Source organism: Pseudomonas sp. AU12215, from assembly GCF_001675465.2.
In the GTDB taxonomy this organism is placed as follows: Bacteria; Pseudomonadota; Gammaproteobacteria; order Pseudomonadales; family Pseudomonadaceae; genus Pseudomonas; species Pseudomonas nitroreducens.
In genome coordinates, this window is the sequence record NZ_MACM02000141.1 from 407536 (window position 1) to 420705 (window position 13170).

A 13170-nucleotide genomic window follows, 5' to 3' on the forward strand; every position below is an offset into this window, starting at 1 on the left:
CCGGCGGCGACCGTAGCCTTGCCCCACCTCGCATCACTTTCCAGGATGAACGAATGCTGCGCAGACTCTCTCTGGCTGTCGCTGTTGCCGCTACGACAGGCTTTGCCTGGGCTGCCCAGCCCGCTCCGGCCGCTACTCCGCTGCCCACCAAGACGGATCTGATCAGCGTCTACAAGGACGCTGTCGACAATAACGCCGACCTCGCCGCCGCCCAGGCCGATTACCTGGCGCGCAAGGAAGCCGTGCCCCAGGCACGCTCCGGCCTGCTGCCGCAGATCAACGCCGGTGCCAGCACCGGGTCGACTCGCACCTCACTGGACACCCCCAGCGCCACGCTGAACCGCAATACCCAGCTGGTGCAGGCAAGCCTGAGCCAGCCGCTGTTCCGTGCGGACCGCTGGTTCCAGCTAAAGGCCGCGGAAAACACCACCGAACAGGCCCAGCTGGAATTTTCCGCAACGCAGCAACAGCTGATCCTGCAGACTGCCCAGACCTACTTCGGCGTGCTCCGAGCCCAGGACAACCTGGCGGCCAGCAAGGCCGAGGAAGCGGCGTTCAAGCGCCAGCTCGACCAGTCCAACGAGCGCTTCGACGTCGGCCTGTCCGACAAGACCGACGTGCTGGAATCCCAGGCAGGATACGACACCGCCCGCGCCAACCGGATCGTCGCCGAGCGCCAGGTGGATGACGCCTTCCAGGCCCTGGTGACCCTGACCAACCGCGAGTACAGCGCCATCGAGGGCATCCTCCACTCGCTGCCGGTGGTCGCGCCGATCCCCAATGACGCCAAGGCCTGGGTGGATACCTCGGTGCAGCAGAACCTGCGCCTGCAGGCCAGCAACTACGCGGTCGACGCCGCCGAAGAGACCCTGCGCCAGCGCAAGGCCGGCCACCTGCCGACCGTCGACGCCGTGGCCCAGTACCAGAAGGGCGACAACGATGCCCTGGGCTTTGCCAACTCCGGCGTACCGGGCGAGCCGCACTATGGCAAGTACGTCGACCAGAGCAGCATCGGCCTGCAACTGAACGTGCCGATCTACAGCGGCGGCCTGACCAGTTCCCAGGTCCGCGAGGCCTACCAGCGCCTGAACCAGAGCGAGCAGCTGCGCGAAAGCCAGCGCCGCCAGGTGGTACAGGACGCGCGCAACCAGCACCGTGCGGTGAACACCGACGTGGAGCAGGTGAAGGCGCGCCGCCAGGCGATCATCTCCAACCAGAGTTCGCTGGAAGCCACCGAGATCGGCTACCAGGTCGGTACCCGCAACATCGTCGACGTACTGGACGCCCAGCGTTCGCTGTACAACTCGGTGCGCGACTACAACAACACCCGCTATGACTACATCCTCGACAACCTGAGTCTCAAGCAGACCGCCGGCACCCTCGCGCCGAGCGACCTGGAAGCGCTGGGCAGCTACCTGAAACCGGACTACAACCCGGACAAGGACTTCCTCCCGCCAGACCTGGCCAAGGCCGCCGAGGCACAGCTCAAGGCCGGTTCGAAGTACTGATCCCGCCCCATGAAAAAGCCCCGCGATGCGGGGCTTTTTCTTTGGACTCGCCGCCGACAGGGCGTCGCGCTCAATCGCGATACCCCGGCGAGACGCGATCCAGCATGCGCAGCAGCGCCGACCAGGCCAGGTCATAGCCATCCGGATCGCTCAATTCGCCTTCGGCCAGCGGTCGCGCCGGGGCGTTGAACTGCTGCTCGGTGTGACGACATACCTCCTCCGGCGGAATCAACAGCTCGCCGCCTGCCTGGGCCGCCAACTGGATGTCGCAGGCCTTCTCCAGGTAGTACATGCGCAGGAACGCCTGCTGCACGGTCTGGCCGACCGTCAGCAGCCCATGGTTGCGCAGCATCAGGCCCAGGTGATCGCCCAGGTCGGCGACCAGGCGCTGTTGCTCGTCCATGGACAGGGCGATCCCTTCGTAATCGTGGTAGCCCAGCCGTCCGTAGAACTCCATCGACATCTGGTTCAGCGGCAGCAACCCGCAAGCCTGAGCCGCCACCGCGCAGCCGGCGCGAGTGTGGGTGTGCAGCACACACTGCGCGTCCTCGCGGGCGCCGTGGATGGCACTGTGGATGACGAAGCCGGCCGGGTTGACCTTGTACGGCGACGGCTCCACGGCATGACCGGACAGGTCGATCTTCACCAGGCTCGAGGCAGTGATCTCGTCGAACATCAGGCCGTAGGGATTGATCAGGAAATGGTGTTCGGGACCAGGAATACGCACCGAGATATGCGTGAAGATCAGATCGGACATGCGGTAGTGCGCGATCAGGCGGTAGCAGGCCGCCAATTCCTCGCGCAGCTTCCATTCCTCGGGTGAACAGGTGGCGCGGCTGGGCGCCTGCAGCGACGTCATGGTGCACTTCTCCTCAAGGCAAGAAGACGCCGGGGCAGTCGCCCCAGCGTCACGGTCACGTTCTGGTTATTGCGCGGCCCAGGCGTTGAAGCGCTCTTCCAGCTCCTCGCCATGGTCGACCCAGAACTCATCGTCCATCGCCAGGCCCTGGGGCAGGTTCTGCGTCGAGGTCGGCACCCAGCCGGCGAGATCGGACGGCAGGCGTTCGGCGGCCTGCTTGTTGGTCGGACCATACGCAATGTGCTTCACGTAGTCGACCTGCGCATCGGGCTGGTTGGCGAAGGCGATGAAGCGCTTCGCCGCGTCGACGTGCTGCGAGCCCTTGATGATCGCCCAGTAGTCCATGCCATACAGGCTGCCCGGCCAGACCAGTTGCAGGTTGCGCCCGCCCTTGAAGGCATCGGCGATGCGCCCGGTGTAGGTGGTGGTCATCACCACGTCACCGGCGGCCAGCCACTGCGCGGGCTGCGCGCCGGCTTCCCACCACTGCACATAGGGCTTGATCTGGTTGAGCTTGGCGAAGGCGCGGTCGACACCGGCCTTGGTGCCCAATTCCTTGTAGACGTCCGCCGGCTTCACGCCGTCGGCCATCAGGGCGAACTCCAGGTTGTAGATGGCGCGCTTGCGCAGGCCACGCTTGCCGGGGAATTTCTTCACATCCCAGAAATCGGCCCAGGACTGCGGCGCCGGCTTGAGCTTGTCCGCGTCGTAGGCGATGGCCACGCCCCATACCAGCGCGGCCGAACCGCAATCCTTGGCGGCGTTGGGAATCAGCTGGTCCTTGCCGCCGATCTGCTGCCAGTCCAGCGGCACGAACAGGCCCTCGTCGCAGCCACGCGCAAGGTCAGGTCCTTCGATCTGCACCACGTCCCAGTCGGCGTGGCCGGTATCGGCCATTACCTTGATGCGCGCCATCTCGCCGTTGTATTCGGTCTGGGTCACACCAACCCCGGACTGCTTGCTGAACGGCTGGAAGAAGGCCGCTTCCTGGGCCTTCTGACCCGCGCCGCCATAACCGACCACCACCATGTTCTCGGCGGCCTGGGCGACGCCGCAGCACAGCCCGAGGGCTAGCAGCAGGGGCGCGGCGGCGGTCTTGAGGAAGAAGCGTTTGTGGAAACTGCTTTGACGCAAAGTCATCGGGCATACCCCCAGTCGTAGGTGGCAGCGGGCGCAGCCGGAATGACTGCACACACGCAGGACGGGCGCGCCGGAACCACGGAGCAAGAAAGACAGGGCAGAGATGAATCGATTGCCAGCGGGTGGACCCGCCGTGCGAGGGGGTACCGTACGGGACGGTTCATGCGCCTCTCCTCTTGTAGTTGTTGTGGAGCACGTCGCGGTTGCCCCGGAAACTCCGGGAGCGGCATCGAAACTACCCAGTCAATTTTAAAAAAACAAGTTGATTTTTTACTGGCGGTAAATTTCCATAGCAAGAACTTAAACAACACTTTCCACCCAGGAGAAGTCGCCGTGTCCCAGGTTCGCCACTTCCAGCAATCCGCCCTGCAGTTCCAGTCCTACGGTGGACAAGACATCGAACGCGCCGCCATCTGCCGCCTGATCGGTCCGGCGGACAGCGAGACCATGGGCGCGGGCCTGGCGCGCTTCGACGGCGTCTCCATCGAGTGGACAGTGCTCTACGACGAACTGATCGTGGTGCTGGAAGGCAATTTCCGCCTGCGCCTGGCCGACCAGGTGATCGAGGCCAGGCCGGGCGACGTGATCTGGGTCCCCGAACGCACGCCGCTGGCCTACGAAGGCGAAAAAGCCTGCGTCTTCTACGCCCTCTACCCGGTGGACTGGCAGGCGCGCAACGCCTAGCTGGTCGACCGGCTGCGCGTCGGCGCAACTGCGTTGGAAACCGGCTCGGCATGCTCATTTACTGGAGTAAACTCCGCTGCCTCTCCGGTCTCCGCCTTGTTGCGCTCTAGCTCGCGCGGTCGATGTTTAGCGCTGTATTTACAACAAGAATCCGGAGTTGCCCGATGAGCCAGTTTCCCCACCTGTTCAGCCCGCTGCAGATCCGCGGCAAGGCGCTGAAGAACCGCATCATGTCCACCGGGCACGACACCTCGATGCCCACCGACAACCTGGTCAACGACCAGCTGGTGGCCTACCACACCGCCCGCGCCAAGGGTGGCGTCGGCCTGATCGTGCTACAGGTCGCCGGTGTGCACGACAGCGCCCGCTACACCTCCCACGTGCTGATGGCCACCGATGACGAGTGCATCCCCGGCTACCGGCGCATCGCCGAGGCCTGCCACGCCGAGGGCACGGTGGTGCTGTCCCAGGTGTTCCACCCCGGCCGCGAAATCATGGAGTCCAGCGACGGCCTGCTGGCCGTGGCCTACGCACCGTCCGCCTCGCCCAACGAGCGCTTCCGCGTCATGCCCCGCGAGCTGAGCCAGGCGATGATCGACGAGATCATTGCAGGCTATGCCGCCGCCGCACGGCGCCTGCACACTGCCGGCATCGACGGCGTGGAAGTGGTGGCCAGCCACGGCTACCTGCCGGCGCAGTTCCTCAACCCACGGGTGAACCGCCGCAGCGACGGCTACAACGGCGACCTCGACGCCCGCCTGCGCTTCACCCGCGAGGTGATCGCCGCCATCCGCGCCGCCACCGACGAGGACTTCATCATCGGCCTGCGCATCTCCGCCGACGAACGCGATCCCGAAGGCCTCACCGAAGACGAATCGCTGCAGGGCGTCAAAGGGCTGCAGAAAGACCTGGACTACGTGCACATCGTCGCCGGCACCTCCGCCTCCCTGGGCGGCGCCATCCACATCGTGCCGCCGATGGCCATCGAAGCGGCCTACCTGGCCAACGAAGCCGGCACCTTCAAGCGCAATCTGGACATCCCGCTGTTCGTCACCGGGCGCATCAACCAGCCGCAGGAAGCCGAGCTGATCGTCGCCCGTGGCCAGGCCGATGTCTGCGGCATGACCCGCGCGCTGATCTGCGACCCGCAGATGCCCAGCAAGACCGAACGCGGCCACGTCGAGGACGTGCGCGCCTGCATCGCCTGCAACCAGGCATGCATCGGCCACTTCCACCGCGGCTACCCGATCTCCTGCATCCAGCATCCGGAAACCGGCCGCGAACTGATCTACGCCGAACGCAAGATGGCCGCCCAGCGCAAACGCGTCCTGGTGGTCGGTGGTGGGCCAGCCGGCATGAAGGCCGCCGCTGTCGCTGCCCAGCGTGGCCATGACGTCACCCTTTGCGAAGCCACCGCTCAGCTGGGCGGCCAGGTCAACCTCGCCCAGCTCCTGCCGCGCCGCGCGGAGTTCGGCGGTGCCTCCACCAACCTGCAACGCGAGATGCAGCTGGCGGGCGTCGAAGTGCGCCGCAACACCCGCGTCGACCGCGCGCTGGTAGAAGCCGAGCGCCCCGACGTAGTGATCGTCGCCACCGGCGCCAAACCCTATCGCCCCCCTTACGAAGAAGCGGGCGAGCTGCAGGTGGTGGACGCCTGGCAGGTGCTGCGCGGCGAAGTGAAGCTCGGCCGCTCCGTTCTGGTCACCGACTGGCGCGCCGACTGGATCGCCCCCGGCATCGCCGAGCGCCTGGTACGCGACGGCCACCAGGTGCAACTCGCCGTGAACGGCACCCACGCCGGCGAAAGCCTGCCCCTCTACGTGCGCGATCACCTGGCTGGCGAGCTGCACCGCCTGGGCATCAGCATCACCACCTACGCCCGCCTGTACGGTGTGGACGACAGCACCGTCTACCTGCAGCACACCGCCAGCGGCGAGCCGATGCTGGTGGAAAACATCGACACTCTGGTGCTCTGCCAGGGCCACCAACCGGTGGACGAACTGGCCGACGAGATCGCCGACCTCGCCGAGGTACGCCGCATCGGCGACTGCCTGGCGCCACGCACGGCGGAAGAGGCGATCTACGAGGGACTCAAGGCGGGTTGGGCAATCTGAGCCCTGGCAAGGCAACTTCCTGCAGGAGCGAGCTTGCTTGCGAACCGCTCAGCGCCGAACTCGCCGGGAGCCTCGTTCGCGAGCAAGAACTGGGTGCCCCTCGCTCCTACGAAGAGCAAACGGTCCACAGCCCCGGCGCATTGTTTAGAATGCCCCACGACGATATTCGCCAGGACTCTCGCCGCATGAGCCGCAAAGCCCCGCAGGAAGCACCCGCCAACGCCGAAGCGCAGTTCCTCGGCACCCGCATCCGCGGCCTGCGCAAGCGGCGCGGCATGACCCTGGCGGCGCTGGCCGAGCAGAGCGGGCTCACCGCCGGCTACATCAGCCAGCTGGAGCGCAACCTGGCGTATCCGTCGATTCCGGCGCTGTTCAATATCGCCCGCAGCCTGGGCGTGACCATCCAGTGGTTCTTCGCCAGCGAAGTGCAGGTCGATCCGGCCGACGCCGGCTACGTCGTGCGGCGCAACGCCCGTACCAGCGTGCACTACGAGGATGGCATCGTCGACGAACTGCTCAGCCCACAACCCAGCCGCCAGCTGGAAATCCTCCACTCGAAGTTCCCGCCCGGCACCTACAGCCAGCAGAGCTACAGCCATGAAGGCGAAGAAGCCGGCTACCTGCTCAGCGGCACGTTCGAGCTATGGGTGGGCGAGCGCTACTTCCTGCTCAATGAGGGCGACAGCTTCAGCTACTCCAGCCAGGAGCCGCATCGCTACGGCAATCCGGGTGACGTGGACGCGGTGGTGCTGTGGGTGATTACCCCGCCGACGTTCTGATCAGTCGCCCCAGCCCATCCAGCAACCGCCCGAGCGCGCCCTGGTTGGCTTTCATCACGCCACGCCCGGCCTCGGCCATGCGCTCGGCGCTTGCCGGCTCGTCCCACAGAGCGGCCACGGCCACTGCCAGCGAAGGTGCATCGGCCACCTCGCGCAGCGCCCCAACCTCGCGCAATTGCGCAGCGATTTCCAGGAAGTTGAACAGGTGCGGGCCCGACAACACCGGCTTGCCCAGCGCCGCCGGCTCCAGCAGGTTGTGCCCGCCATTGGGCACCAGGCTGCCACCGACGAAGGCGACGTCGGCCAGCGCATAGAGGAACAGCAGTTCGCCCATGGTATCGCCCAGCAGCACCCGGGTGTCCGCCGTGACCAGCTCGCCGGTGGAGCGACGCTGGGTACGGAAGCCTTCACGCTGGCACAGTTCGAACATCGGGCCGAAGCGCTCCGGGTGGCGCGGCACCAGAAGCAGCAAGGCGTCCGGATGTTTTTCCAGCAGTTGGCGGTGCGCCGCCAGGATGATTTCGTCTTCGCCGACATGGGTGCTGGCAGCGATCCAGATCGGCCGCTGCTGTGCTTGCCATTGGGCGCGCAGATCACCGGCGCGGACCAGTAGTTCAGGGTCGATGGCCAGGTCGAACTTGATCGAGCCGGTGACGCTCACGCAGTCCGGGCGCGCGCCGAGCCGGCGGAAGCGCTCGGCTTCGGCCTCGGTCTGCACGGCGATCCAGCTCATCTCTTCGAGCATCGGCCGGGTCAGCCCGGCGAAACGCGCGTAGCCACGCGCCGAGCGCTCGGACAGCCGCGCATTGGCCAGCGCCACCGGAATACCGCGCTTGGCACACTGGTGGATATGGTTGGGCCACAGCTCGGTCTCCATGATCACGCCCAGCACCGGCCGTGCGCGGTCGAGGAAGCGCGCCGCCGCCCAGGGCAGGTCGTACGGCAGGTAGCAGTGCTGCACCTGGTCACCGAACAGCGCGCGGATGCGCTCGGAGCCGGTGGGCGTCATGCAGGTGACGGTGATCGGCAGGCCGGGGTGACGCTGTATCAGCGCGCGGATCATCGGCGCGGCGGCGATGCTCTCGCCCACCGATACCGCATGCACCCAGATGCCGCCAGGCTTGAGCGCCGGCAGTCCGAGGGCGAAGCGCTCGCCAACGCGCTGGGCATAGGCCGGGGCCTTGCGCGAGCGCAGGAACAGGCGCAGCGCGACCAGCGGCAGGCCCAGGTGGAACAGCAGGGTATAGAGGGTCCGGTTCATGGCGGCGGAGAGTAGCAAATTAGCGGGCTTGGCGGCCGGACAATCCTGCATGGTGCATCGCTCCCACGAAGAGCAGGTCAAACCGGCGCGGCGAGATGCTCCGCAAAGTACTCGCCCAGCCAGTTCGCCGCCGGCCCCAGCGGCTCGTCGCGGCGCCAGACCAACTCCACCACCAGCGGCGGCGGCGTCCAGTCGCTGGCGAGCTCGACCAGCAACGGCTGGTAGGCCGGATACTGCGCCACGTGGGTCGGCAGCCAGGCCCAGCCGAGGTCGCGCATCAGCAGTTCGGCCATGGCGTAGAAGCTGTCGGCGCGCCACACCAGCGGGCTGATCTGCTCGCCGCCGGGGTAGTGGCTGTCCTGCGGGGCCATCAGTAACTGGCGATGCCGAGCCAGCTCGCGACGGTCCGCATAATCCAGCTTCGCCAGCTCATGCCCGGCGCCACACACGGTGACCATCTCGATGGTGCCCAGGCGCTGCCGCTCCAGTTCCTGCGGCATACCCTCGTGATGGAACAGCAGACCAAGGTCCGCGCGGCGCTCCAGCAGCTTGCGCGCCACGTCGCCCTGGGCGCTGCTGGAAAGCTGCACCTCCACCGCGGGGAACTCCTGCGCCAGCGCCTGCAGCCCGGAGAGCACCGGCTGATAAGGCATCGCTTCATCCTGCGCCAATCGCAACAAGGGCTCGGTGCCGCGCACCAGCGACAGCGCGCGGCTCTCCAGCCGCTCGCACTGGCGCAGCACTTCGCGCGCCTCGTCCAGCAGCGCACGCCCCTCGACGGTCAGCACCGGCTGGCGGCCGCTGCTGCGCTCGAACAGGGTCACACCCAGGTCGCTTTCCAGCAGCGCGATGGAAGAACTCACGGCAGACTGCACCCGCTTGAGCTGCCGCGCGGCAGCGGAAAACGACGACTGATCGGCGACGCTGACGAACAGGCGCAACTGGTCCAGGTTCCACTGCATGGTCTATCTCCAGAACCCATCTCCAACTCAGATAGGTAATGACTTTATCCCATCAGCCACGGGACTAGAATGGCCGGCAGAATCGAACGTCAGCTGCGTGTCGCTCACAACGAGCGGCGTGTCGTTCCGGGGAGCACCCACCATGCCCGGCTATCTCTACCTCGCCATCGCCATCGTCGCCGAAGTCATCGCCACCGCCTCACTCAAATCGGTGAAGGGCCTGTCCACGCCTCTGCCGCTGGTACTGGTGATCGTCGGCTACGCCATTTCCTTCTGGATGCTCACCCTGGTGGTCCGCAGCATCCCGGTGGGCATCGCCTACGCTATCTGGGCCGGGCTGGGCATCGTGCTGGTCAGCATTGCAGCCCTGGTGCTCTACCAACAGAAGCTCGATACCGCCGCGCTGCTCGGCATGGGCCTGATCGTCAGTGGGGTGGTGGTGATCCAACTGTTTTCCGGTAACGCCGGTCACTGACGTGGCATCGGCGCGCGGCCTGCCGCCGCGCGCCATCGGGTTATACTGCGCGCCTTGTTTTCCCTTCGAGGCGCTTTCATGTCCGAATCCCTGAGCACCGACATCCTCATCGTCGGCGGCGGCATCGCCGGTCTCTGGCTCAACGCCCGCCTGCGTCGCTCCGGCTTTTCCACCTTGCTGGTGGAAAACACCGCGCTGGGGGGCGTGCAGAGCATGCGCTCGCAGGGGATCATCCATGGCGGCACCAAGTACGCGCTGCACGGCGCGCTGACCGGCGCCTCGGAAGCCATCGCCGACATGCCGGCCCTGTGGCGCGACTGCCTGGCCGGGACCGGCGAAGTGGACCTGCGCGGCGTACGCGTGCTGTCCGACGCCCACTACCTGTGGTCACCGGGCGGCCTGGCCGGTAATCTCACCAGCTTCTTCGCCAGCAAGGCGGTGCGCAGCCGCGTCGCCCAGGTGAAGGGCAGCGATCTGCCGCCCGCCCTGCAGGACAAGGCCTTCAAGGGCAAGGCCTACCGTCTCACTGAACTGGTGCTGGACGTGCCGAGCCTGATCGCCCGCCTCGCCGAACTGGCCGGAGACAGCCTGCTGGCCGGCGAACACATCGAAGCCCTGCGCGAAGGCGGCCAACTGGCCGGCCTGCGCGTGGACGGCCGCGAGATCCGCGCCCAGCGCGTGGTGCTCAGCGCCGGCGCCGGCAACGAGGCGCTGCTGCGCGAGCTGGGCCTGGAGCGCCCGGAAATGCAGCGCCGCCCGCTGCACATGGTGCTGGTCACCGCGCCGACCCTGAAACCGCTCTACGCCCACTGCCTCGGCGGCGGGCCGAAGCCACGAGTCACCGTCACCACCCACCCGCTGAGCAATGGCGACTGGGTCTGGTACCTGGGAGGCGACATCGCCGAAGCCGGCGGTGTCGCGCGCAGCGAAGCCGAGCAGATCACCGAGGCGCAGCGCGAGCTGCACAAGCTGGTCCCGTGGATCGACCTTTCCACCGCGCGCTGGGCCACCTTGCGGGTGGACCGCGCGGAGCCTTCGCAGAACAACTTGCTGCGTCCGGACAGCGCCTTCCTCGCGGAGGACGGCGCATTGCTGGTCGGCTGGCCGACCAAGCTGGCCCTGGCGCCGAACTTCGCCGATCGCGTAGTGGAGTCCCTGGAGAAGAGCGGCGTCCGCCCGCAAGCCAGCGCCGCCCTGCCCAACCTGCCGCGCCCGGCCATGGCCAGCCCGGTGTGGGAGGAACTGTTCGGATGAAGACCCTGCATCACCTGCACCGCCCGCTGGGCAGCACCGGCCTGAACGTCTCGCCGCTGGGCCTGGGCACCGTTAAGCTCGGCCGCGACCAGGGCGTAAAATATCCCGCGGGCTTTCGCATTCCCGATGACCGCGAGGCTGCCGACCTGATCGCCCTGGCCCGCGATCTGGGCATCAACCTGATCGACACCGCACCGGCCTATGGCCGCAGCGAAGAACGCCTCGGCCCGCTGCTGCGCGGCCAGCGCGATCAGTGGGTGATCGTCAGCAAGACCGGCGAGGAATTCGTCAGCGGCCAGTCGCAGTTCGACTTCAGCGCCGCCCACACGCGCCGCTCGGTAGAGCGCAGCCTCCAGCGCCTGGAGACCGACTACATCGACCTGGTGCTGGTGCACTCCGACGGCAACGACCTGGACATCCTGCGCGGCACCGAGGTCTACGCAACCTTGGAACAGCTGAAGGACGAAGGGCTGATCCGCGGCTTCGGTTTCTCCGGTAAGACCGCCGACGGCGGCCTCTTGGCCCTGGAGCGCGGCGACTGCGCCATGGTCACCTACAACCTCAACGAACAGGCGGAAAAGCTGGTGATCGACCATGCCCTGGCCCAGGGTCGCGGCATCCTGATCAAGAAGGCCCTGGCCAGCGGCCACGCCACCCTGGCGCCGGGTGTCGATCCGGTGCGCGCCAGCTTCGAGCTGGCGCTGGGCCATCCGGGCGTCGCCAGCGCCATTGTCGGCACCATCAATCCGTTGCACTTGGCGCACAACGTCAGCATCGCCGCCGAGGTGCTCGACCACTGATCGGCAGACGCCGTACGGTCATGTGGATTGCGTATTCCTGTGCCATGCTCCAACTCCCCCGGCGAAAACCGTGGGCACAGAAACTGTCGCCAGCCAGCCATTCCCCTGCAAAAATCTCGGAATCACCAAGACCTTCAGGGAAAAATCCGGAAATCTTTTTGATTTTCGATGACGCCAGAATCGGTGTCAGGCTGTCTAGGTTGTAGCGACCCGGTAAAGAACGATCGGCCGGTCCGTCTCCCGCAGACGGTCAGCGTTGGCGTCGGCGTCGCCTTTGAAAAGGACGCGCCCGGCGCAACCCGGCGCCCTGTACGAGAAGGAACCCCCACATGCCCCGTACGCTCGCCCGCAAGGACCCGACCGCCTTCAAGACCCTGCCGCTGCTGGTGGAAGCCAGCCCGGAAGGTCTCGCCTACCAGACCCTCGGCAAGCCCCTGAACTTTGCCCAGGTCCTGGAAAAGCGCCGCCCCATCGAAATCCACGAAACCGAACGCTTTACCACCGAACTGGCCAATCTCGGCGTGTCGGTGCGACTGACCTTGAACTACCAGGGCCGCGATCACTGGATCCTGGTGCGCCAGCGCCGCCTCGACCGCGGCGACACGGTGCTCAAGCTGATTTCCGGCTACGTGCCGGCCCACGAACTGAACCTGCCGCTGCTCACCGCGATCCAGGAAGTGGCCGAGGAATGCCTGGTGGAAACCGCGGACGGCTGGCTCGGCGGGCGCTTCGGCGACACCTGGCTGCCAACGCCCTACGAGGGCATCCTGCGCTACCGCGAAACCAGCCACTTCTCGCTCACCCCGCTCTCCGGCGCCTCGCGCCCGGTGCAGGCCGGCGCGCTGCGCCTGCTGGAGCGCCCGCAAGCCTACGTGCACCTGCCGACGGCCTCCCTGCAGTTGGTCTACGACTTGCGCATGGAGCTGCCAAAGGACGCCCGCGAGGTCAGTCTGTTCCATGTCGACGAAAAACTCGAAAGCGGCCCGCTGGTGGCCCGCCTGGACCGCCGTCGTCCGGACCTCTACCTGTTGCCGCTGGAACACGGCCGCCCCACTGGCGAACTCTTCACCCTGAGCAAGGGCGAACTGTGCAAGGCGAGTACCCGCGGCCTCTGGCTATCGGAAAGCTTCGCCGAACAGGAAGGTTGGCTGGTGCGCGAAGAGCGCATCCGTTTCCGCGAATGGATGGAGCAGTGGCCGCCCGCCGCCGGCAATGCCGGCAGCGGGCGACGCACGGCCTGAGGCCGTAACCTGATTCGCCCTGCCTGACGGTAGGGCGACGTCTGTAGGAGCGAGCTTGCTCGCGAACCATGTCAGGCGGGTACGCCGGCGTTG

The 13170-nt window shown here is 66.6% G+C and carries 12 protein-coding genes; 8 read left to right on the plus strand and 4 right to left on the minus strand.

Going from position 1 to position 13170, the window contains the following annotated elements; translation table 11 throughout:
* Nucleotides 1-53 precede the first annotated feature (53 nt).
* Nucleotides 54-1508, plus strand: coding sequence for a TolC family outer membrane protein (locus A9513_RS21920; RefSeq protein WP_065085580.1), 1455 nt, complete (start codon nt 54-56; stop codon nt 1506-1508).
* A 70-nt stretch (nt 1509-1578) separates the two neighbouring features.
* Here the strand turns inward: A9513_RS21920 and A9513_RS21925 are convergent, their stop codons facing one another.
* Nucleotides 1579-2367, minus strand: coding sequence for a class II aldolase/adducin family protein (locus tag A9513_RS21925; protein WP_065085581.1), 789 nt, complete (start codon nt 2365-2367; stop codon nt 1579-1581).
* A 66-nt stretch (nt 2368-2433) separates the two neighbouring features.
* Nucleotides 2434-3507: an ABC transporter substrate-binding protein gene (locus A9513_RS21930; protein ID WP_065085582.1), complete on the minus strand. Its 1074-nt coding sequence runs from the start codon at nt 3505-3507 to the stop codon at nt 2434-2436.
* A gap of 333 nt (nt 3508-3840) precedes the next feature.
* Here A9513_RS21930 and A9513_RS21935 point away from each other — a divergent pair, with 333 nt between their 5' ends.
* From A9513_RS21935 to A9513_RS21945, 3 genes are all read left to right on the plus strand, one after another.
* Nucleotides 3841-4191 (plus strand): cupin domain-containing protein, encoded by a 351-nt coding sequence (locus A9513_RS21935; RefSeq protein WP_065085583.1) that lies wholly within the window; start codon nt 3841-3843, stop codon nt 4189-4191.
* Nucleotides 4192-4355: 164 nt separating this feature from the next.
* Nucleotides 4356-6305 carry an FAD-dependent oxidoreductase gene (locus A9513_RS21940; RefSeq protein ID WP_065085584.1) on the plus strand — a complete coding sequence of 650 codons (1950 nt, stop codon included), beginning with the start codon at nt 4356-4358 and terminating at the stop codon, nt 6303-6305.
* 185 nt (nt 6306-6490) lie between these two features.
* Entirely contained in the window at nt 6491-7084 is a 594-nt protein-coding gene (locus A9513_RS21945) for a helix-turn-helix domain-containing protein (RefSeq protein WP_024764293.1), read from the plus strand.
* On the opposite strand, the gene waaA is transcribed toward A9513_RS21945, so the two are convergent.
* Nucleotides 7065-8345, minus strand: a complete 1281-nt coding sequence (gene waaA / locus A9513_RS21950; RefSeq protein ID WP_065085609.1) for a lipid IV(A) 3-deoxy-D-manno-octulosonic acid transferase — start codon at nt 8343-8345, stop codon at nt 7065-7067. The genes A9513_RS21945 and waaA overlap by 20 nt on opposite strands.
* Before the next feature lie 77 nt (nt 8346-8422).
* Nucleotides 8423-9307, minus strand: a complete 885-nt coding sequence (locus tag A9513_RS21955; protein ID WP_065085585.1) for a LysR family transcriptional regulator — start codon at nt 9305-9307, stop codon at nt 8423-8425.
* Between the two features lie 142 nt (nt 9308-9449).
* On the opposite strand from A9513_RS21955, the gene A9513_RS21960 reads away from it, so the two are divergent.
* The 4 genes from A9513_RS21960 (at nt 9450) to A9513_RS21975 (ending at nt 13077) form a co-directional block, all read left to right on the plus strand.
* Complete coding sequence (locus tag A9513_RS21960; RefSeq protein WP_024764290.1) at nt 9450-9782, plus strand: multidrug efflux SMR transporter; 333 nt, start codon at nt 9450-9452, stop codon at nt 9780-9782.
* Between the two features lie 78 nt (nt 9783-9860).
* Complete coding sequence (locus A9513_RS21965) at nt 9861-11036, plus strand: FAD-binding oxidoreductase (protein ID WP_065085586.1); 1176 nt, start codon at nt 9861-9863, stop codon at nt 11034-11036.
* Nucleotides 11033-11836, plus strand: coding sequence for an aldo/keto reductase (locus A9513_RS21970; protein ID WP_065085587.1), 804 nt, complete (start codon nt 11033-11035; stop codon nt 11834-11836). The genes A9513_RS21965 and A9513_RS21970 overlap by 4 nt, the downstream gene beginning before the upstream one ends.
* Nucleotides 11837-12165: 329 nt before the next feature.
* A complete protein-coding gene (locus tag A9513_RS21975; RefSeq protein ID WP_065085588.1) occupies nt 12166-13077 on the plus strand; it encodes a metal ABC transporter ATPase in 912 nt (303 codons plus the stop codon).
* Nucleotides 13078-13170: the final 93 nt, after the last annotated feature.

Coding starts and splice junctions, on each gene's coding strand:
- A9513_RS21970 (WP_065085587.1), top strand. CDS start 11,033: ATGAAGACCCTGCATCACCTGCACCGCCCGCTGGGCAGCACCGGCCTG.
- A9513_RS21940 (WP_065085584.1), top strand. CDS start 4,356: ATGAGCCAGTTTCCCCACCTGTTCAGCCCGCTGCAGATCCGCGGCAAG.
- A9513_RS21965 (WP_065085586.1), top strand. CDS start 9,861: ATGTCCGAATCCCTGAGCACCGACATCCTCATCGTCGGCGGCGGCATC.
- A9513_RS21925 (WP_065085581.1), bottom strand. CDS start 2,367: ATGACGTCGCTGCAGGCGCCCAGCCGCGCCACCTGTTCACCCGAGGAA.
- waaA (WP_065085609.1), bottom strand. CDS start 8,345: ATGAACCGGACCCTCTATACCCTGCTGTTCCACCTGGGCCTGCCGCTG.
- A9513_RS21920 (WP_065085580.1), top strand. CDS start 54: ATGCTGCGCAGACTCTCTCTGGCTGTCGCTGTTGCCGCTACGACAGGC.
- A9513_RS21960 (WP_024764290.1), top strand. CDS start 9,450: ATGCCCGGCTATCTCTACCTCGCCATCGCCATCGTCGCCGAAGTCATC.
- A9513_RS21930 (WP_065085582.1), bottom strand. CDS start 3,507: ATGACTTTGCGTCAAAGCAGTTTCCACAAACGCTTCTTCCTCAAGACC.
- A9513_RS21975 (WP_065085588.1), top strand. CDS start 12,166: ATGCCCCGTACGCTCGCCCGCAAGGACCCGACCGCCTTCAAGACCCTG.
- A9513_RS21945 (WP_024764293.1), top strand. CDS start 6,491: ATGAGCCGCAAAGCCCCGCAGGAAGCACCCGCCAACGCCGAAGCGCAG.
- A9513_RS21955 (WP_065085585.1), bottom strand. CDS start 9,307: ATGCAGTGGAACCTGGACCAGTTGCGCCTGTTCGTCAGCGTCGCCGAT.